This is a genomic window from Jannaschia helgolandensis, from assembly GCF_900109285.1.
Lineage (GTDB): Bacteria > Pseudomonadota > Alphaproteobacteria > Rhodobacterales > Rhodobacteraceae > Jannaschia > Jannaschia helgolandensis.
On the sequence record NZ_FNZQ01000001.1, the window covers coordinates 711,261 to 730,570 of the forward strand.

The window sequence follows — 19,310 nt, forward strand, 5'->3', positions numbered from 1 at the left end:
GTCATGGGGCGACGACGCGGCGGGCGCGTTCTTCGTTATCGTTACAATACAGGTTGCAGGCGTGTCCCGGACCATCGATCGGGATGGCGCCTTTTGACCACGTCTGCTGCCAGCAGTTCTGGTGAATGGACCGCTCTACGGTGGATCGTCTTCGCCTCATATTGCATACTAGTATGCCAGTATTTTCGTTTGCACAACGGATACCTGATCCGCGCCAGATTATTTCACCTGCCTAAAGCATTTTGCTTTTAACCTGAGGCATATCCAGCAGCCTTAACGGAGTTCCAGCATTCCTGTGGATCGAAGAGGTCGCCAGGAGCTTCAAACAGAGCGTTGGAAGTTCTGGCCCCGATCCGTCGCCGTTTCCGTGCAGAACCCCCAAGGGGACTTCGGCTCGATGGAGTTGTGTTTCAGTCGCTCAAAAACCCATCTTCCGATTTTCCTTCTGAGCGATCCTGACGGCACCTTTTCCGGTCCGTACATCTTTTGAGAGAGGTTGCCACTGTGGATTATTCGGGATGGGACATCCCGTGGCAGGGATCTCCCCTGTCGCCCTGCGCCACGCTTTTGGTGTCTGGCTTTGTGTCCTGTTCCGCGGGGCCATCATGTTGGACTCGGAGCAGACAGAACAGACGTCACACATGGCACGCGGCGCTTCCTGCCGAAGCTGTCGCAGTATGGATCCGTCGCATTGGAAAGTCAGGATACATCCTCTAAAGGATTTCTGGCAGTGTTACGGTTTTGATGGTCTTCACCGGAATGATCGGACAGCTTTATCTATAACCTTTTGGATTGCAGCAATATTTTCACTTTTGGAAAATTTGGATGATCATTGCTGGATCATGTGCCACCGGTCGGAACGTGGCGATAGATCAGGATGGTATGCAGAGGCCGAGTGCAGCGACCAAAATCAAAAAACTTGAAAACAATCGAAGGACACTGAAATGAACAAGTTCATACCTATTGCCGGTGCCGTGGGAATTGCGGCCGTTGCTGCGATCTATTGGATGGCCTTGCCGCCTGAGGACAACGATCCTGATATCATTTCCGAGAACGGGCTGCACTGGCACTCGACAGTCGAGCTGTATGTGAACGGCGTTCGCAGGGAAGTCTCGCCCAATATCGGGGTCGGCCCGGCCTTTGTCGGCGCCCCCAACTTTAACCGTCGCTCAGGGATGGCCGGGCTGCACACCCATGATCCGGACGGCACCGTTCACGTCGAAGCTTCGGGCACGGTCAGGCAAGAAGACATCAGTCTGGGAACGTTTTTCGCGACTTGGGGCAAGTCCTTCGACGACTATGGCAGCAAACTGAACATGAAGGTCAACGGTGTCGAAAACAACGAAGGTGTCGACTACGTTATGCAGGACGGTGACCGCATCATCCTTTCATTTTTTCCCTAGAGGTGTTCGGAAATATTCGTCTCCGTCATGCACCCGCAGGAACTGTGCGGTCTTGGCGGTAAATCCTTTGCCAGTGGTCTAAGCCCGCTTGGCGACTGACGACACAATGAACGCGGCGGCGGCGACACAGACGATGGTCGGTCCCGTCGGCGTGTCGAAAATCCACGAAATCCAGACTCCTAGAGCCGCAGATCCGATACCGATTCCGGATGCGATGAGCGCCATCGCTTCGGGCGTTGCCGCAAAGCGTCGCGCGCTCGCAGCCGGTATCAGGAGAAGCGCTCCGATCAGCAATGCGCCGACAACCTTGATCGCCACCGCTACGACGATGGCGAGGGCAAGCGTCAGGATCAGCTGTTCCCGACGTGGATCTACGCCCGATGCATGGGCCAGATCAGATCCCAGCGTCGCGGTCAGCAACGCCGACCAGCGCCATGACAGCAATCCCAGCACTATTGTGGCTCCGCCCCAGATGATCGCGATATCGCCGTGTCCGACGGCCAGAATGTCACCGAACAGGTAAGCGACGATATCGATTCTCACGTCGGGAAGCAGCGAGACGGCGACCAGTCCGACGGCAAGCGCAGAATGGGCAGCGACACCAAGCGCGGTGTCCGATGCCATCCCCCGACCGCTCAACGTCGAGATCAGCAGTGCCATCAGCAAAGCGACGACCATGGCGCCTGCGAAGACAGGCGCATCGAAAGTCAGGGCTAGGGCCACCCCGAGGATGGACGCATGCGCTGTCGCGTCGGAGAAATACGCCATGCGTCGCCAGACGACGAAACATCCCAGCGGTGCAGCTGCGATGGCCACGCCCGCGCCTGCTATGGCTGCCCGCGCCAGGAAGCTGTCGAACAGGATCACTCCGCAACCTCGTCCGAATGATCGTGATGATGATGATGATGATCGTGGGTGTGTTCGTGTCGATACAGCGCCAGTGCGCCTTGGGTGCCGGTCCCGAACAGGGCGCGGTATTCGGGGGCGGATGCGACCTGTTCGGGGTGACCCTCGCAACAGATGTGACCGTTCAGGCAAATAACCCGGTCTGATGCGGCCATAACGACGTGCAGTTCGTGACTGACCATCAGGACGGCGCAGCCGGTTTCGCTGCGGATCGCTTCGATCTGGCGGTAGAAGGCCGCGGACCCCTGTTGATCCAGGCCCTGCGTCGGCTCGTCCAGAATCAGAATCTGTGGATCGTTCAACAGGGCGCGGGCCAGAAGAACCCGTTGCATCTGCCCCCCCGATAGCGCGCCAAGCTGTGCGCGTGCCACTTGCGGAAGACCGGCACGGTCCAGTGCAGATTTTGCCGCGCTGTCGCTTACAGGTTTGGGCAAGCTCAGAAACCGACGCACAGTCAGCGGCAGATTGCGATCCACCGGCAGGCTTTGCGGGACATAGCCGATCCGTAACCCTTCCTGCCGGACAACCCGACCTGCACTGGGGCTGATCGCCCCGATCATGGCACGCAGCAGAGTGGATTTGCCCGACCCGTTTGGCCCGACGATAGTCACGATTTCACCTTTGCGAACGGCCAGCGTGACATCATGCAGGATCTGGCGGCCTCCCTGACGTATCTCAAGACCTTCGACGGAGATCAGGCTCACGATGCGCTGCCCCGGCAAACGGGGCACAGGCCTTCCGCCTCCATCACGGCGCGTTCGACTGTGAAATCCGCACCCGTCGTGGCTTGGCCAAAGGCTGCGCCTGCGTCGGCATGGGCTTCTGCCACGGCGTTGCAGTTCCGGCAGATCAGAAGGACCGGAGCATGAGGCTGACCGGGCGCGGTACAGGCAACGAAGGCATTCAGACGCTCGACCCGATGTGCAAAACCATGCCCCACCAGAAAGTCGAGCGCACGATATGCCACGGGCGGTTGCGCCCTCATCCCGTCAGTCCGCAAAACATCGAGGATATCATAGGCCCCGACGGCCCGGTGCTCCTTGAGCAGTATTTCCATAACCCTCCGACGGACCGGAGTCAGATGCAGGTCGTTGATATTGCATTGCACATCGATTGCCGCGATTGCGGCATCAATACAGTCGGCATGGTCATGTTTTTCAAATCCGATGGGTGTCATGAAGACTTGATATGTTATAACATACAATCTAGCAATGCTGTATTCAGTCAGGAGACCATAATGACCGTCCGTCTTGCCGCCGTTCTGTCGTGCATCACTTTACCCGCATTGGCGGCACCTCCTGCCGTTCTGGCCGATATCGGTCCTGTGCATTCGATGGTCGCCCGGGTAATGGATGGCGTCGGAACTCCGGGCCTTATGCTGCCGCCCGGTGTGACGCCGCATGGGTATTCCATGCGCCCGTCCGAAGCAGATGCGCTAGACAGGGCGGAGATTGTCTTTTGGGCTGGCGACGTGCTGACGCCTTGGCTGGGCGATGCAATCGAAACGCTGGCCGATGATGCCATCACGGTCGAACTTCTTGATATCCTGCCGAAGGCGGCAGATGCCTCCAAGGTCGATCAGGGCGATGAAAACCGCGGCGCCGGCGACCCTGACCTGCGCGAAAGAGAAGCCCATGCATGGCTCGACCCTGCTAACGGCAAGATCTGGCTTGCTGCGATAGCCGATGTCCTGGCCAAAGCCGACCCGGAGAACGCCATCATATATGCTGCCAATGCAGAAGCCGGTCAGGCAGAGCTGGATGCTCTGGCAATGGAAATCCAGACCCGGTTGAATGGCGTTAAAGATCGCGGCTTCGTGGTCTTTCATGACGCTTACGGCCCGTTCGAAGATCGTTTCGGACTGAAGTCGGTCGGGGCGATTTCTGTCGGGGACGCAGCGCCCCCTTCTGCGGCGCAGGTAGCAGCACTCCGCAGCGCGATCGTCGCCCTTCGGGCTGTTTGCGTGTTTTCGGAACCTCAGTTCAATTCCGGCATCGTCAAGACCCTGATGGAAGGGACGTCAGTGCGCGCTGGTACCCTCGATCCGTTGGGCGCAATTATCAAACCCGGGAAAGAGCTTTATCCGACATTGCTTCGAAACATGTCCCTTTCTTTCGAGACTTGTCTGGCCGAATAAAACGTTTCGATGATTTCCCCGGGAGGGACATGAGACCCGCAATTAAACCACTCAACCACTGTAAAGCTGAGTGTCTGCGATATGCAGGTCATGACAGCGATTAGCGTATCCAAAGGCCGCCCTCCGGCCTGCTGTCGCGTTCCGCATAAGCCTCACCAGATGGGTGCGGGTTTGAAGTTTCAACCTTGGCTCGGTGCCAGAAAATTCCGACAATTGAGCCGTACATCAGCATCCCAACCCATGCCGACGTAAGGTATTCGTTGGCCATGCATGCGGTAGCAGCTGCCGCGATCAGTATAATGGATGCAGTTCAGTGTGATGGGGTTTGATGCAATCGCCTCAGGAACCCACGACCGGTTATCGAAGTTTACATCCCCTAAAGCCGGAGAAATATGATGACTTCCCAAAATCAAGCACCCGCCAACCTTATCCATAACGGAGAATACTCCGATTTTCGCTTTATCGACATGATGGCTGCGCACCATTCAATGGCCATTTCCATGGCAGAAGTCGCTGTAGACAAGGGCGAGCATCAGGAACTTGTAAAGTTCGCCAAGAGTATGATCGAAGATCAGAAAAAAGAGATCGAAAAGTTACAATCGATCCTCGATGATATCGACGGGTCGAAAAAGGTCGCTACTGAACCCCATCCTCATGAACGCAGTATGCATGGTATGGACAGCTCCAGCGAGCTTGCCCAGAAGACGCCATTCGACAGGGCATTCATCGATTCGCAATTGCCTCATCACGCCTCTGCTATCGAAATGGCGGCAGTGGCGCTTAAGCAAAGCACAAATGAAGATATCAAGACCATGGCGCGGCAGATCATTGACGCTCAGTGCCAAGAGGTCGGTAAGATGATCGACTGGCGGCATGACTGGTATGGAAAAAAGGGGTAAGTTGAAGCTTTTCGGCGAAACTCACGCCCATTAGACTTTCGGCAAGATATATCCGGCATGGAATGCCATGCCGGATATAAACGGCAGATGTTTAACCACTGCAATTGCGATTAAACTAATTCCGAATATCGCAAGAATGACTAATCAGGTTGGTGCGCAATTCTGTATTAAGAAATACAGGTTCGACGACATTATCAGAAATCGAGGTTTTCCACAGACAGGGCATTATCCTGAATGAACTCCCGCCGTGGTTCGACCACATCCCCCATCAGCTTGGTGAATACATCATTGGCTTCGGCAATATCCTCGATCTTGACCTGCAAAAGAGTTCGCGCATCAGGGTCCAGCGTCGTTTCCCACAATTGACCTGGGTTCATTTCACCCAATCCCTTGTACCGCTGTAGCGACAGGCCCTTTTCCCCTTCAGCTAGAATCGCGTTCAGCAGGTCGGTGGGACCATGCACGATGATTTCCCGATCCTTGCGGATAAGACGGGCAGGGTTGCGATAGACATCCCGCGTCTCGCTCGACACCTGTGCCAGTTTACGCGCCTCGCCGGAGCGCAACACCGCGCCATCCAGTGTCCGGACTTCCTCGACGCCACGCAGAACACGGGCCAGCTTGATACCGTGATCCTGCGTGATGCGCCCCTGCCAGCCGCGTTCATATTCTTCGGCGACCTGATCAAGCCGCTGTGATACGGAATCCGCGACACCCTGAAGATCGGCATCCGCCTTACCGGCTTCGAACGCGCCAGCCAATGCGGCCTGCTCCAGAATATGGCGCGGGTAATGCGTCGGGAAGGCATCGAGGATGCGCTTGAAATTTCGAGCACCCTGGATGACGCGATCCAGATCGTTGCCTGCAATTTCCTCACCAGATGGAAGCCGCAGCGTCGCACCTTCGGTGCCTTGCTGAACAAGATAATCTTCCAGTGCGGTCTGATCCTTCAGGTAAACTTCGGACCGGCCGCGCCCGACTTTGAATAGCGGCGGCTGGGCAATATACAGGTGCCCGTTCTCGATGATCTGCGGCATCTGCCGATAGAAGAACGTCAGCAGCAGCGTCCGAATATGCGCGCCGTCGACATCGGCGTCCGTCATGATGATGATCTTGTGATACCGCAGCTTGCCGACATTGAACTCGTCGCGCCCGATGCCGGTGCCCATCGCGGTAATCAACGTGCCGATTTCCTGCGACCCCAGCATCCGGTCGAAGCGCGCCCGCTCGACGTTCAGGATCTTGCCGCGCAGGGGCAATACAGCCTGGTTCTGACGGGACCGGCCCTGTTTGGCCGACCCTCCGGCGCTGTCGCCCTCTACCAGGAACAATTCGGCCTTGGAGGGATCCTTTTCCTGACAATCGGCCAGTTTGCCGGGCAGGGAGGCGACGTCCATCGCCGTCTTGCGGCGCGTCAATTCGCGCGCCTTGCGGGCAGCTTCGCGGGCAAAGGCGGCTTCGATGATTTTACCTACGACCTGCTTGGCGATCTGCGGATTTTCCTCGAACCATTCAGCCAACTTTTCGTTCACGAGGTTTTCCACGGCGGGCCGTACTTCGGACGACACCAGCTTGTCTTTCGTCTGGCTTGAAAACTTCGGGTCCGGCACCTTGACCGACAGCACGCAAGTCAGCCCTTCGCGGGCATCGTCACCCGTAAAGCTGACTTTTTCCTTCTTCGCGATCCCGCTGGACTGCGCATACAGGTTGATCGTCCGCGTCAGCGCGCCACGCAGACCCGCCAGATGAGTGCCACCGTCGCGTTGCGGAATATTATTGGTGAACGGCAGGACCATCTCGTTATAGCTGTCGTTCCACCACATCGCCACTTCGACCCCGATGCCGTCACGTTCCCCGATCATATAGATCGGGTCGGGCATGACGGCGGTCTTGCTGCGGTCGATATAGCGAACGAATTCCCGGACGCCGCCCTCATAGAACAGCTCGCTCCGAAGCGCTTCGGCCGGGCGTTCGTCTTGCAGTACAATCTTCACGCCCGAATTCAGGAACGCCAGTTCCCTTAACCGGTTTTCAAGTGTCTTGAACACATAATCGAGGTTCGAGAACGTTCCGGTCGAGGCCATGAACCGCACTTCGGTCCCTGTCTCGTCCGAGGGGCCGACGACGGACAGGTGTTCGGTTGTAAATCCGCCCTCAAATCGCGCAACGTGTTCCTTGCCGTCCCGCCAGATGCGCAACTCCAGCCAATCCGACAAGGCGTTCACGACCGACACGCCGACACCGTGCAGGCCGCCCGACACCTTATAGCTGTTCTGGTCGAACTTTCCGCCCGCGTGCAGCTGGGTCATGATAACCTCGGCCGCCGAGACGCCCTCTTCTTCGTGAATTCCAACCGGAATTCCGCGTCCGTTGTCGCGCACCGATACACTCGAATCCGCGTGAATTTTGACCGAAACTTCGGTGGCATGACCGGCCAGGGCCTCGTCGATGCCGTTGTCCACGACCTCATAGACCATGTGATGCAGACCCGACCCGTCGTCGGTATCGCCGATATACATGCCGGGACGCTTACGAACCGCCTCCAATCCCTTGAGAACCTTGATGGAATCCGCGCCATATTCCTGCGGCTTAGGGGCTTGGTCTGACATGTGGTTTTCTTCCCGTCTTTTCCCCCCACATATACGGTTTCAAGGGGGCATTGTCACGGCAATCGCACCATATTTTGTGGCGTCAGCGGCGACCGACAATCAAGGCGTGATATCCTCCGTTCGGCTGCAGCCCGCGTCGTCCGCGACACGCAGATGAAGGGCATCCCGTCCCATATCGACAAAGAGTTCGGGGCCGGAGCCGGTCAGAAATACCTGTCCGCCCAAGTTCAGAAGCTCGGCATAAAGCGCGGCCCGACGATCAGCGTCCAGATGCGCGGCCACTTCGTCCAGCAAAAGGATCGGGGCTTGCCCTGTCCCGGACTTGAGAGCCCGCGCGTTCGCAAGGATCAGCGAAATCAGCAGCGCCTTCTGTTCTCCCGTCGAACAAAGCCGCGCCGCCATGTCCTTTGCGGCGTATATAGCCGACAGATCGGCGCGATGCGGCCCGACCAGGGCGCGTCCTGCTGCCATGTCGCGGGGCCGAGACCGCCCGAGCGCGTCGCGCAGCGCATCCTGGGTCAGGGGGGCGTCGTCATCGGGGTGCGTCAACGCCAGATTGGCGGCTGGAAAGGGGTCATTCGACTGTTGCGCGCTGGCCAGCCGATCCAGTGCGTCCAGGCGCCGGGCGTGAATTGCGGCTCCGTGGCGCGCCATCTGCATCTCCAGCGCGTCGTACCACAGGTCATCGCGCACCCCGTCCTTCAGCAGACGGTTGCGGTCGCGCATGGCCTTTTCATAGGCCAGCACTGCCTCGCCATGATCGGGCAGGAAGCTCAGCGTCATGCGATCCAGAAACCGCCGTCGTCCCTCGGCCCCCTCCAGCCAGAGTCGATCCATCGACGGGACCAGCCACAACACACGCGCCAGTCGGGCCAGCGCAATCTGCGGGACGGTTTTGCCGTCGATCCGGGTGGTCCGTGGCTGCCCCGGCTCGGCACGCAGTTCGACCCCGTGCCCTGACAAGTCGGCAGTCACCTTCCAGCCAATGGCCTCGGGACGGCGAATAATCTCCTCGGCGGCGGCACGGCGCATGCCGCGACCGGGCGACAGCAGAGAGATGGCTTCCAGCAGGTTCGTTTTGCCTGCTCCGTTCGGCCCGTGGATCGCGACGGGACGGTCATCGAACACCAGCCGTGTGTATCTATGTGACCGGAAATGCGACAGGGCCAGCGTCGTGACGCAGCCCGCGCCTTCAGACACGCGCCATCACACGCGCATCGGCATGACGACGTAGATCGCCGACAGGTCGTCGCCTTCGCGCATCAGGGCCGGATCGCCCGCGTTGTTGAACAAGAACGTCGCCATCTCGAAATCGACCTGCGCGGCGATTTCCTGCATGTATTTGGCATTGAAGCCGATTTCCAGTTTTTCGTCATTATAGGCAACGGCCAGTTCTTCTTCCGCAGCACCAGAATCTGGCGCGTTGACCGAGAGGGTCAGGCGATCTTCATCCAAGATCAGCTTGACCGCGCGCGAGCGTTCCGAAGACACGGTGGCGACGCGGTCGACGGCCCTGGCAAAATCCTTGGCGTCAACCTTCAATTCACGTGTGTTGCCCACCGGAATGACGCGGGCGTAATCGGGGAAGGTGCCGTCGATGACCTTGGATGTCAGTGTGATGTCGGGCGTTGCGAAGCGGATCTTGGTTTCCGACACCGAGACAGCGATCTGCGCATCATCGTCCGAGAGCAGTTTGCGCACCTGATCGACCGTCTTGCGGGGTACGATGACGCCGGGCATGTCCGCAGCGCCGTCCGGCAGGGCGGCATCGACGCGGGCCAGACGGTGACCGTCCGTGGCGACTGCGCGCAGGGCCTTGCCATCATCGCCATTGGCCACATGCAAGTAGACGCCGTTTAGGTAATACCGTGTCTCCTCGGTCGAGATGGCGAAGCGGGTCTTGTCGAACAAGCGCCGCAGCACCTTGGCCTCGCAGGAGAAATTCGCGTCATAGTCCGATGTCGCCATAACCGGGAAGTCTTCCTTCGCCAGCGTCGCCAGTGAAAAATGCGACCGTCCTGCAGTGACTTCCAGCCGGCCTTGCGCTTGGTCTTCGACAATCTGGACCAGCGCGCCATCGGGCAGTTTCCGCACGATTTCATGGAAGAGTACCGCCGAAACGGTAGTGCCGCCGGGCCGTTCGACCTGCGCTATGGCCCTGTCGATCACTTCGATATCCAGATCGGTGGCCTTGAAACTGACGCCGTCGCCATCCGCTTCCATCAGCACGTTCGCGAGGATCGGAATGGTGTTGCGCCGTTCGACGACGGCTTGCGCCTGACTGACGGCGTCAAGAAGGGCGGCACGCTCGATGGAAAATTTCATGGCTCAAACCTCGGATGATCGGATCGGCAGAATAGCGGCGGAACACGTCGGCGCAACCGGCCATCAGACCTTTCCGAAACGGGCGGCTCAGCTTTCCAGTTTGCGTTGCAAAAGCTGCGCATCCTCGGCGATCTGATCGTCGGCGATCATCAACTCCTCGATCTTGCGAACGGCATATAGAACCGTCGTATGATCGCGGCCGCCAAACTTGCGGCCAATCTCGGGATAGGACCGTGGTGTCAGCTTCTTGGCCAGATACATCGCCATCTGCCGGGGCCGGGCGACAGTGCGCGACCGACGGGCAGAGGTCATGTCCGACATCCGCAGAGAGTAATGTTCGCACGTGACTTTCATGATCTCGTCGATCGTCAGTTTGCGTTCCGAGACGCGCAGCAGGTCGCCCAGAACATCCTGCGTCTGCTCCATCGTAACGCTCTGCTTGACGAGATCGGCATAGGCGAACAGGCGCATTACGGCCCCTTCCAGCACTCGGATCGAGGCGGTGATGCGGCTGGCGAGAAATTCCAACACGCCATCTTCCAGTTGAAAATCGGGGTTATGGGCGGCGAAACTGTCGACGCGGTGTTGCAATACGCCCAGTCGCAATTCGTAGTCGGCAGGGTGCAGGTCAACGACCAGACCCGATTGCAAGCGCGAGGTAATGCGTTCTTCCAGATCGGAAATATCGGCGGGGCTGCGGTCGGCGGAAATCACCACCTGCTTTCCCTGGTCGACCAGCGCGTTGAACGTGTGGAAGAATTCCTCTTGGGTGGATTCCTTGCCGGCAATGAATTGCACGTCATCGACCAGAAGGACGTCGACGGTACGAAACAGATGCTTGAAATCCATCGTGGCCTTTTCGCGCAGGGCCTGAACGAAGCGATACATGAACTGTTCGGCGGACAGGTACATCACCCGCTTGTCGGGGTTCTGCTCCTGCATTTCCCAGGCGATGGCCTGCATCAGGTGCGTCTTTCCCAGACCCACGCGGCCATGCAGAAACAGCGGATTGAAGCTGACCGGGCCACCTGTGGCGACACGGCGGGCGGCGGCATGGGCCAGTTCGTTCGATTTGCCGACGATGAAGCCATCGAAAGTGAACCGCTTGTCCAGCGTGTTTTCCTGACCGGCGCGGGACCGCTGGGTCGATTCGTCGGATGTGCGGGTCTGGGCCGGGGCGGCAGATCTGGAGGCCCCATGCGAAGATGCACTGCAAACAAGACGGGCCGCGGAATCACCGTTGGCCGAGACGTGACGCAGGATTACGTCGCGAAAGTTCTGCATCACCCATTTGCCGATGAACTCCGTCGGCGAGGCGAGCGACAATGTGCCCTCCTCCATCGACCGGAACGACAGTGGTTCGATCCACGTCGTGTAATTATGTGCGCCGATGTCCTTTCGAATCCCGCCCTTGGCAAGACTCCATGCGTCATTCGTCATTAATACGGCCCTACTCGCCCCTAGAATGTTGTCATCAGGACTGGCGCCAATCCAGTCCGTGGGCCTTCCATCCATTAAGGCCCCCCCGGTGTGCATGCTCGTTCAGATCACCTTCAAACCCTTCGGCCACGTTGATGCATTCAACCGGTGTCCCCTTGACAGAGAGGGCATCGGCGACGGCCCGGGCCGCCTGCATCGAGCGTGCGCCGGAGCGACAGATGAACAGGAAGCGGGATGGCAGTTCCCCGACCTCTTGCATCAGCGCCCCGACGAAAGCCGGGTTCGGGGACATGTCTGGCCAGGACTTCCATTCAAGACGAATGACGTCCTTGCCAAGCTGCGACAGGTCGGACGTGCCGACGAAGCTCCACTCGGCGGCGGTCCTGACATCCACGAGCACGGATGCGGCGTCTTTCGACAAGATTTCCCACGCCTCCCGAGGCCCCACCTCGGAGATTTGCGGACCTGCATCCGATTTCATCTATGTCCCCACTCAGCGATCTGACTCGCTGAGACATGAGATACCGTTCGCTGCCTTGGAGCGGCAATGACTCTTCTTTCTTGACTCGGCGGATGACCGCAAAGAATCTGTCTTTGAGCAATCAACGCGCGGAAAACAGGCAAGAAAAAAGCCCACCTGATGGCGGGCTTACAAATCTCTTGACCTGTGACAAACCGATTGGGTCGTCCAGATAGAATCGGGTGTCAGGCTCCGATAGACTTCACGCGCGACGCAAGGCGCGAGACCTTCCGGGATGCGGTGTTCTTATGGAAAACGCCCTTGGTCACGCCACGCATCAACTCGGGCTGGGCGGCCTTCAGCGCGGCTGCGGCGGCGGTCTGATCGCCGGATTCGATCGCTTCTTCGACTTTGCGCAGATAGGTGCGAATGCGCGAGCGGCGGGCCTTGTTCACGGCGAATCGACGCTCGTTCTGGCGGGCACGTTTTTTGGCTTGGGGTGAATTGGCCATGGTGTTCGGTCCTTGCAGTTCAGTTCATATATTGACTGCGCCCAAGGGCCACCCATCTGACGCCGTGATAAACGGGGTCGGGCAATTCCGGCCAAAGCGGGCCTCACACGCATGATCGGCGTCGTCTAGACGCGGGGGGCATCCGCGTCAAGCGACCGCGAACAGGCACCGCAAACCGAGGGGTGATCCACGGGTGATCCGCGTCGGATATACGTCCGACGTTCTTGCAACCCCACGCCGCCGATTCAGCGGTCGCGAAACTGCGGCTCGCGCTTTTCGAGGAACGCCTTCATGCCCTCGGTCTGGTCTTCAGTCGCGAACAGCGCGTTGAACAACCGGCGTTCGAACAGCAAGCCATCGGTCAGTCCGGCGTCCTGGCTGTAGTTCACGGCTTCCTTGACGGCGGTGGTGGTGACCATAGACTTCTCGGCAATCTTGCCTGCGGCGGCCATCGCTTCATCCATCAGTTTCTTGGCGGGCACGACACGGCTGACCAGACCGGAGCGCTCGGCCTCGGTGGCATCCATGAAACGACCCGTCAGGTGCATGTCCATCGATTTGGCCTTGCCGACCGCATGGGTCAGGCGCTGCGTGCCGCCAAGACCCGCGATAACGCCGAGATTGATTTCGGGCTGACCGAACTTGGCGGTATCTGCCGCGATGACGATGTCGCACATCATCGCCAATTCGCACCCGCCCCCCAGCGCATAGCCTGCGACCGCGGCGATGATCGGCTTGCGAACCCGCAGAATCGCGCCGACCTCCTTGCTGAACAGATCGCCCATGTAGACGTCGATGAAGGTCTTTTCGCTCATCTCGCTAATATCCGCGCCGGCGGCGAAGGCCTTTTCCGACCCGGTCAGAACGATGCAGCGGACCTTTTCATTGTCCTGCGCGGACCGGAGCGCCTTGGCCAGTTCCTCCAGCAGGGTGGAGTTGAGAGCGTTCATCGCATCCGGCCGGTCCAGCCGGATAACCGCCACGTGATTGCCGACATCGACGTTCAGTGTTTCGTAGCCCATTTGTCGCTCCGCAGGTTCCAAGACATCAGGCCTGCCCCGAAGACGGCGGCGATTCAAGTCAACAGTGGTCCCTCATCGTTGACAAACTCCGCAGAAGAAGCTCGATCGCCCCGATTGAACGATGCGGCGGATCGCGCCATCGCAGCCCGGTGTGGGGCAGGGGAGACCTTCGCGGTCATAGACCCGGAAGCTGTGCTGGAAATAGCCGAGGGTGCCGTCCGCCTGTCTGTGATCGCGCAGCGAAGAGCCTCCGGCCCGGATCGCCTCGTCCAGAACGTCGCGGATGATCGGGACCAGAGCGGCGACGCGGGGCGCGGCAATTCGTCCGGCCCTGCGCTTCGGTGCGATGCCCGCCCGGTGCAGCGCCTCGGACACGTAGATATTGCCCAGGCCCGCCACGATCCGCTGATCCAGCAGCGCAGATTTCACCGGCGTGTTGCGACCCCGGAAGGCGGCGATCAGGTGCGCATCGTTGAAGGTATTGCCCAGGGGTTCCGGCCCCAGTTTCGCGATCAGCCGGTGGTTTTCCAGGTCATCCGTCGGCCACAGGTCCATCGCACCAAAGCGACGGGCATCGTTGAAGGTGACCCGGTGGCGGTCGGTGTGGAAAACTACGTGGTCGTGCTGCGGGTGCCAGCCTGCATCGCGGCGGAACGTGCCCGGCTGAATCCCGGTCGGTGCCGAGAGGTCGTCGACCACCATCCGCCCCGACATGCCCAGATGCACGATCAGCGTCTCGCCCGTATCAAGATGCAGCAACAGGAATTTCGACCGCCGACCCAATGCGCGGATCGTCGCACCCCGCAGGCGATCCGCCATGCGATCGGGGAACGGCCAGCGCAGATCGGGACGGTTCACATCCACGCGGGCAAGGCGCGCGCCGTCCAGCGCGGGGGCCAGACCCCGGCGCACCGTTTCGACTTCGGGAAGTTCTGGCATGGGCGGCGTCCGTTGCAGGCGGGCGTATGCGCCCTATAAGTCAGACCAACACAGATGAGGAGCCATGCGTCATGACGCAAGAGACCGACAGCCGGAGTTCTGGGCGCACCACGCATTTCGGCTTCGAGACCGTACCCGAGGCGGAGAAAGCCGGTCGTGTTCACGGGGTCTTTACCAATGTGGCGTCGAAATACGATGTGATGAACGATGCGATGTCGCTTGGCGTCCACCGCATCTGGAAGGATGCGATGCTGGACTGGCTGGCCCCGCGGCCCGGTCAGCGCCTGTTGGACGTGGCGGGCGGCACCGGCGACATCGCCTTTCGGTTTCTGGAACGCGCACCCGGGGCCGAGGCGGTGGTCTGCGACATGACCGAAGGCATGCTGGTCGCAGGACGGCAACGGGCCGAGGCCGCGAACATGGCCGACCGTCTGGAATGGGTGGTGGGCGACGCGATGGCCCTGCCGTTCGAAAGCGGCACCTTCGACGCCTATACCATCAGCTTTGGCATCCGGAACGTGACGCGGATTTCGGATGCCCTGCGCGAGGCATACCGCGTGTTGCGGCCCGGCGGTCGGTTGATGGTGCTGGAATTCAGCCAACTGCCCAACCCGTTGATGCAGAAAGCCTATGATCTCTATTCATTCAATGTGATACCGCCGCTGGGACAGGCCATCGCGGGGGATCGGGACAGCTATCAGTATCTGGTCGAGTCGATCCGCCAGTTTCCGGATCAGGACCGGTTCGCCGGGATGATCGTAGATGCGGGGTTCGGAAACGTGAAGTATCGCAACCTGTCGTTCGGTATCGCGGCGCTGCATTCGGGCTGGAAGATCTGAGGTGAGGGGACCGCATAACATCTGGCGGCTGATCCGCACCGCCGGAACATTCGAGAAGACGGGCGCGATGGATGTCGTGCTGGACCAGATGCGCGCGCCGCGCGAATTGCGGATTGCCGCGCGCATTCTGGGATGGCCGTTCAAATGGCTGGGCTACTCCGGCGATCCGACGTTGCCCCCCGTGCTGCGGGCGATCACGGCATTGGGACCGAGTTACATCAAGCTGGGGCAGATCCTGTCGACGCGACCCGACTTCGTCGGCGGCGATCTGGCGCTGCAACTGCGGGTGTTGCAGGACAAGCTGCCGCCGTTCCCGACCGAGATTGCCCGCGACATGATCGAGCGGGATCTGGAGATGCCGGTCGACGCGATGTTCACCGAATTTACCGGGCCGGTTGCCGCCGCATCCATCGCGCAGGTGCATCAGGCGCGGTTGGTGGGGGATGGCCGCAAGGTTGCGGTCAAGGTCTTGCGGCCTGGCATCGCGCGCGCCTTCGCCCGAGATATCGACGCCTTCTACATGGCGGCGCGGATGATCGAATGGCTGTCGCCGTCCGCGCGCCGTCTGCGCCCGATGGATGTGATCGCGCATTTCGAGGCCACCGTCCGGCAGGAACTTGATCTGCGGACAGAGGCGGCGGCGGCCGGAGAATTCGCGGCCAATATCGCCCGCGACGAAGGATTCGAGGTGCCGGGCGTCGAATGGGCCTTGTCGGGGCGCGCGGTGCTGACGCTGGACTGGGCCGAAGGCATCCAGATGGCGGACATCGACGCCATTGACGCAGCGGGCCATGACCGTGCGGTGCTGGCCAATCGGGTGATGCAGATGTTCCTGCGCCATGCGTTGCGCGACGGATATTTTCACGCCGACATGCATCAGGGAAACCTGAAGGTTGCGCCGTCCGGGGATATCATCGCGCTGGATTTCGGCATCATGGGACGGCTGGATGAATACACCCGCCGCGTCTATGCCGAGATTCTGATGGGGTTTATCCGCAAGGATTACCGCCGCGTCGCCGAAGTGCATTTCGAGGCCGGATACGTGCCCGCCGACCAGGATATCGACATGTTCGCCCAGGCCCTGCGCGCAGTGGGGGAGCCGATCTTCGGTATGGACGCCTCGCGTATCTCGATGGGTCGGCTGCTTGCCTATCTGTTCGAAGTGACGGAGCGGTTCGGAATGGAAACCCGGACCGAGCTGATCTTGCTGCAACGCACCATGGTCGTGGTCGAAGGCGTGGCCCGCACGTTGAACCCGCATATGAACATTTGGCAGGCAGCAGGCCCCGAGGTCGAACGCTATATTCGCGAAAACCTCGGACCACGGGCGTTTGCACGCGATCTGGCCCGGACGGCCCGCGTTCTGGCCCGGTTCGGTCCGCATTTGCCGCGCGCGGTCGAGGATGCACTGCGCCGTCCCGAACGATCGAGGGAGGAAGCGGCGCGCCAATCGCGCTGGCCCGCGGCGATGCTGTTTGTCACCGGGGGAACGACGGTCGCACTGGTTTGGGCGTTGTCCCTGATGACCTGAAGGCTTGGCGCCTTTCGTGTGCCGCAGGGGGCGTCGGCATCGCTATTCGACCGGACGCCGGATCGATTGCAACTGATCGGCCGGCAGACGAATGCCGCCGTTCAGGACCAAGTCCGTCCCTGAAGCGCCCAGCACAACCTCGGTGATCTGCGCATAATGGTCCACCGCTGTGGTGTCGAGTTGACGCTCGCCCGCCCATGCCTCGACCTGCAATGTGTAAATTCCGTCGGGTATGGTGTTGTCAAGGCCCATGCCGGGCCAGCGCAACGTTTCGCCGTCGGGGTCGATGGCCTGCCGCGCCACCTCCGCACCCTGCGCGTCCAAAGCGACAAGATCGGCCCGGTCGGCGACCGGGTTGATCCGGGTGTGCAGTTCGGTTTCTCCGCCCTGATGCGCAATGGGTCCGGAAGACCGAACCTCCATCCCGATCCAGTCCGATGCGCCGCTGATCTGCTGAGTGTCCAGCCGCTGGATCATCTGCGCCAGCAGGTCGTTGGTCTTTACCGATTGTTCGACATTGGAGAAGGTTGCCAGTTGTGCGGTGTAGGCGGTGGAATCCGCCGGTTCCAGAGGGTCCTGATTTCGGATTTGCGCCGTGAGCAAGCGCAGGAACGTGTCGAAATCGGATGTGGGCGACGTGCTGGCAGCGCTTGCCGTTGTATTGCTGGTGGCCAGACTGGTCGTGGACGAGGATATATCCATCGAATTCTCCTAGAAGCTCAGGTCGAGGCGGCCGGGTTCGGTCCGCCGTCCTGGCGTGTCGTGACTGATCGAAACATCAGTGTCAGGAGAGGCATCCTGTCTGGCCCCGCTCCCGCGTCGCTCTGGCGCGCGCGGGGCATGTCGTTCGAAACCGCCGCTCCTATCGCCTGTGTCGATGTCGATACTGTCCAGCGTCACCCCATCCGTGATCAGGGATCGGTGAAAGGTATCCAGATGCTGCCGGACGGCGAGGAGCGCCTCGGGTCGCTCTACGGTGATGGCAAGGTGCAGGCCCCGTTCCGTTGTCTGAAGGCTGACGCGCAGACGTCCCAGATCGGCGGGCGCAAGCTCCATCTCGGTCGAGAGGGTGCCATCGGCCGCAAGTAGCGTACCGGGCGTCGGCGCGCCGTTCCCGAACGCCTTTACCTGCGCCGAGAGTGCCTCGGGCAACTGTGTCAGCGCCACGGGAGAGACGGCACGTAAGTCGACCGGGGTCACCAGCGCAGTTGCCGGAATGCTCATTGCGGCGGCTTCGGTCGCCGAGAGCGAAACTGTCGGCGCTGTCGGAGCCGTTGGGGCGTCGAAGGGCGGGGCCGAAAACCCCTGGGCAGGTGTTGGCGCGGCGGACTGGATCCGGCTTATATCGATTTTGACAGAGCTGGCCTCTGGAAACGCGGTGGTTCCGGGTCGGATCGGGTCGAAAGCGGGTTTCAGTGCCGATGTCACCGGCGCAGGGCTGACCTCGATGCGGCGGGGGACATCCTGAACGGGCCGCATATCGTCCGGGGTCGCGGATCTGCTGACTGATCCGGGCATGTCCAGATCCGGCGAAGGTCGCTTGGTATGTGCGCGATCGTTCAGGATTGGTGCCCCAGGCCGCTGATCGGATCGGACGGTCGCATCCGAGGGCGGTTCCATTGGCCCGATGACCTTGCCCTGCGGAGGGCCGGCGACGTTTGGCCGGATGCCCTGGGCATCGGAAATTACCGCTGTCCGATCGGACGAAACAGGGTGTGCGGTGGGCAGGCGGCGCATCGCATCAACCGGAGGGGTCGGTTCCGGCCAGTTCACGCCGCGCCCGTCCAGGCGACTGGCGGTTTGATTCGATGACGAAGGTATATGGTCCGGCGCGGTTGCCGGAAGACCGGCAGGATCGGGCGGCGGTTTCGCCGGGGCCGCCGCAGTGCCGATGTCGGCGGTGATTTCCGAAAACTCCGCCGCACTATCGGCATGATTTGACGAAAGCGCCACGCGAAGCCACTCGGGCAGATCGCGAAGGGCACCATCCTCGACCCCGGCAGTGATCCTTGAAAGATCCGGGGGGGATTCGCGCTCAGTCCGGCCGTCAGGCGTAGAAGGACGGTTTTCCCCGGTGCGGCTGGTCCGACCGGTATCTCGGGGCGCATGCTGCAGAATGGCTTGAAATTCACCGACGCCGCCTTCGGGCGAGGCAAGGCCTATCGGGGCGGAGCCACCGGGTGCCGACCCATTGTGAGGGCGCATCGAAAGTTCAGGTGTCATGGCCCCTCCGTCATCAGAGAATCATCTCGTCCGAGCTGTCTATGCGGCTGGCGTTACGAAATCCT

General features: G+C 60.4%; 18 protein-coding genes. 5 read left to right on the plus strand and 13 right to left on the minus strand.

The features are described from left to right. Positions 1-1,007 precede the first annotated feature (1,007 nt). Positions 1,008-1,403, plus strand: coding sequence for a ubiquitin family protein (locus BMY38_RS03410; protein WP_139204643.1), 396 nt, complete (start codon positions 1,008-1,010; stop codon positions 1,401-1,403). 78 nt (positions 1,404-1,481) lie between these two features. On the opposite strand, the gene BMY38_RS03415 is transcribed toward BMY38_RS03410, so the two are convergent. Genes BMY38_RS03415 through BMY38_RS03425 form a run of 3 tightly spaced genes read right to left on the minus strand, consistent with a single transcriptional unit; the run spans position 1,482 to position 3,486 of the window. Beyond that, positions 1,482-2,270, minus strand: a complete 789-nt coding sequence (locus BMY38_RS03415) for a metal ABC transporter permease (protein ID WP_245737485.1) — start codon at positions 2,268-2,270, stop codon at positions 1,482-1,484. After that, a complete protein-coding gene (locus BMY38_RS03420) occupies positions 2,267-3,013 on the minus strand; it encodes a metal ABC transporter ATP-binding protein (RefSeq protein WP_092761157.1) in 747 nt (248 codons plus the stop codon). The genes BMY38_RS03415 and BMY38_RS03420 overlap by 4 nt, the downstream gene beginning before the upstream one ends. Continuing rightward, complete coding sequence (locus BMY38_RS03425; protein WP_092761159.1) at positions 3,010-3,486, minus strand: helix-turn-helix domain-containing protein; 477 nt, start codon at positions 3,484-3,486, stop codon at positions 3,010-3,012. Before BMY38_RS03425 ends, BMY38_RS03420 begins: the two co-directional genes overlap by 4 nt. 60 nt (positions 3,487-3,546) lie before the next feature. Between BMY38_RS03425 and BMY38_RS03430 the strand changes: the two genes are divergently transcribed. Together BMY38_RS03430 and BMY38_RS03435 are read left to right on the plus strand one after the other, a co-directional pair. Beyond that, positions 3,547-4,446 (plus strand): zinc ABC transporter substrate-binding protein, encoded by a 900-nt coding sequence (locus BMY38_RS03430; protein ID WP_092759761.1) that lies wholly within the window; start codon positions 3,547-3,549, stop codon positions 4,444-4,446. Between the two features lie 395 nt (positions 4,447-4,841). Further along, a complete protein-coding gene (locus BMY38_RS03435) occupies positions 4,842-5,345 on the plus strand; it encodes a DUF305 domain-containing protein (protein ID WP_217638778.1) in 504 nt (167 codons plus the stop codon). A 194-nt stretch (positions 5,346-5,539) separates the two neighbouring features. Here the strand turns inward: BMY38_RS03435 and gyrB are convergent, their stop codons facing one another. From gyrB to mutM, 8 genes are all read right to left on the minus strand, one after another. Further along, a complete protein-coding gene (gyrB, locus tag BMY38_RS03440; protein ID WP_092759765.1) occupies positions 5,540-7,954 on the minus strand; it encodes a DNA topoisomerase (ATP-hydrolyzing) subunit B in 2,415 nt (804 codons plus the stop codon). Positions 7,955-8,053: 99 nt separating this feature from the next. After that, a complete protein-coding gene (gene recF, locus BMY38_RS03445) occupies positions 8,054-9,154 on the minus strand; it encodes a DNA replication/repair protein RecF (protein WP_092759767.1) in 1,101 nt (366 codons plus the stop codon). A 6-nt stretch (positions 9,155-9,160) separates the two neighbouring features. Beyond that, positions 9,161-10,279 (minus strand): DNA polymerase III subunit beta, encoded by a 1,119-nt coding sequence (gene dnaN, locus BMY38_RS03450; RefSeq protein ID WP_092759769.1) that lies wholly within the window; start codon positions 10,277-10,279, stop codon positions 9,161-9,163. Positions 10,280-10,366: 87 nt separating this feature from the next. After that, complete coding sequence (gene dnaA / locus BMY38_RS03455; protein ID WP_092759771.1) at positions 10,367-11,719, minus strand: chromosomal replication initiator protein DnaA; 1,353 nt, start codon at positions 11,717-11,719, stop codon at positions 10,367-10,369. A 34-nt stretch (positions 11,720-11,753) separates the two neighbouring features. Continuing rightward, positions 11,754-12,200 carry a rhodanese-like domain-containing protein gene (locus BMY38_RS03460; RefSeq protein ID WP_092759773.1) on the minus strand — a complete coding sequence of 149 codons (447 nt, stop codon included), beginning with the start codon at positions 12,198-12,200 and terminating at the stop codon, positions 11,754-11,756. A 224-nt stretch (positions 12,201-12,424) separates the two neighbouring features. Beyond that, on the minus strand, positions 12,425-12,691 hold the full coding sequence (rpsT, locus tag BMY38_RS03465; RefSeq protein WP_092759775.1) for a 30S ribosomal protein S20: 267 nt from the start codon (positions 12,689-12,691) through the stop codon (positions 12,425-12,427). Between the two features lie 245 nt (positions 12,692-12,936). Beyond that, the gene (locus BMY38_RS03470; RefSeq protein WP_092759777.1) at positions 12,937-13,713 is read right to left on the minus strand and encodes an enoyl-CoA hydratase-related protein; all 777 of its coding nucleotides are present in this window, start codon (positions 13,711-13,713) and stop codon (positions 12,937-12,939) included. 72 nt (positions 13,714-13,785) lie between these two features. Then, a complete protein-coding gene (gene mutM, locus BMY38_RS03475; RefSeq protein WP_092759779.1) occupies positions 13,786-14,652 on the minus strand; it encodes a bifunctional DNA-formamidopyrimidine glycosylase/DNA-(apurinic or apyrimidinic site) lyase in 867 nt (288 codons plus the stop codon). Positions 14,653-14,723: 71 nt separating this feature from the next. On the opposite strand from mutM, the gene ubiE reads away from it, so the two are divergent. Next, positions 14,724-15,491 carry a bifunctional demethylmenaquinone methyltransferase/2-methoxy-6-polyprenyl-1,4-benzoquinol methylase UbiE gene (gene ubiE / locus BMY38_RS03480; protein ID WP_092759780.1) on the plus strand — a complete coding sequence of 256 codons (768 nt, stop codon included), beginning with the start codon at positions 14,724-14,726 and terminating at the stop codon, positions 15,489-15,491. Between the two features lies 1 nt (position 15,492). After that, entirely contained in the window at positions 15,493-17,022 is a 1,530-nt protein-coding gene (ubiB, locus tag BMY38_RS03485; protein ID WP_092759782.1) for a 2-polyprenylphenol 6-hydroxylase, read from the plus strand. Positions 17,023-17,064: 42 nt separating this feature from the next. On the opposite strand, the gene BMY38_RS03490 is transcribed toward ubiB, so the two are convergent. Next, positions 17,065-17,724, minus strand: coding sequence for a flagellar hook capping FlgD N-terminal domain-containing protein (locus tag BMY38_RS03490; protein ID WP_092759784.1), 660 nt, complete (start codon positions 17,722-17,724; stop codon positions 17,065-17,067). Positions 17,725-17,733: 9 nt separating this feature from the next. Then, the gene (locus tag BMY38_RS03495) at positions 17,734-19,245 is read right to left on the minus strand and encodes a flagellar hook-length control protein FliK (RefSeq protein ID WP_092759786.1); all 1,512 of its coding nucleotides are present in this window, start codon (positions 19,243-19,245) and stop codon (positions 17,734-17,736) included. Between the last annotated feature and the right edge of the window lie 65 nt (positions 19,246-19,310).

Excerpts from the sequence above, each read along its gene's own strand:
- gyrB (WP_092759765.1), bottom strand. The coding sequence starts at position 7,954 with ATGTCAGACCAAGCCCCTAAGCCGCAGGAATATGGCGCGGATTCCATC.
- BMY38_RS03435 (WP_217638778.1), top strand. The coding sequence starts at position 4,842 with ATGACTTCCCAAAATCAAGCACCCGCCAACCTTATCCATAACGGAGAA.
- ubiE (WP_092759780.1), top strand. The coding sequence starts at position 14,724 with ATGACGCAAGAGACCGACAGCCGGAGTTCTGGGCGCACCACGCATTTC.
- BMY38_RS03490 (WP_092759784.1), bottom strand. The coding sequence starts at position 17,724 with ATGGATATATCCTCGTCCACGACCAGTCTGGCCACCAGCAATACAACG.
- BMY38_RS03410 (WP_139204643.1), top strand. The coding sequence starts at position 1,008 with ATGGCCTTGCCGCCTGAGGACAACGATCCTGATATCATTTCCGAGAAC.
- BMY38_RS03470 (WP_092759777.1), bottom strand. The coding sequence starts at position 13,713 with ATGGGCTACGAAACACTGAACGTCGATGTCGGCAATCACGTGGCGGTT.
- BMY38_RS03430 (WP_092759761.1), top strand. The coding sequence starts at position 3,547 with ATGACCGTCCGTCTTGCCGCCGTTCTGTCGTGCATCACTTTACCCGCA.
- BMY38_RS03495 (WP_092759786.1), bottom strand. The coding sequence starts at position 19,245 with ATGACACCTGAACTTTCGATGCGCCCTCACAATGGGTCGGCACCCGGT.
- mutM (WP_092759779.1), bottom strand. The coding sequence starts at position 14,652 with ATGCCAGAACTTCCCGAAGTCGAAACGGTGCGCCGGGGTCTGGCCCCC.
- dnaA (WP_092759771.1), bottom strand. The coding sequence starts at position 11,719 with ATGACGAATGACGCATGGAGTCTTGCCAAGGGCGGGATTCGAAAGGAC.
- dnaN (WP_092759769.1), bottom strand. The coding sequence starts at position 10,279 with ATGAAATTTTCCATCGAGCGTGCCGCCCTTCTTGACGCCGTCAGTCAG.
- BMY38_RS03425 (WP_092761159.1), bottom strand. The coding sequence starts at position 3,486 with ATGACACCCATCGGATTTGAAAAACATGACCATGCCGACTGTATTGAT.
- BMY38_RS03460 (WP_092759773.1), bottom strand. The coding sequence starts at position 12,200 with ATGAAATCGGATGCAGGTCCGCAAATCTCCGAGGTGGGGCCTCGGGAG.
- rpsT (WP_092759775.1), bottom strand. The coding sequence starts at position 12,691 with ATGGCCAATTCACCCCAAGCCAAAAAACGTGCCCGCCAGAACGAGCGT.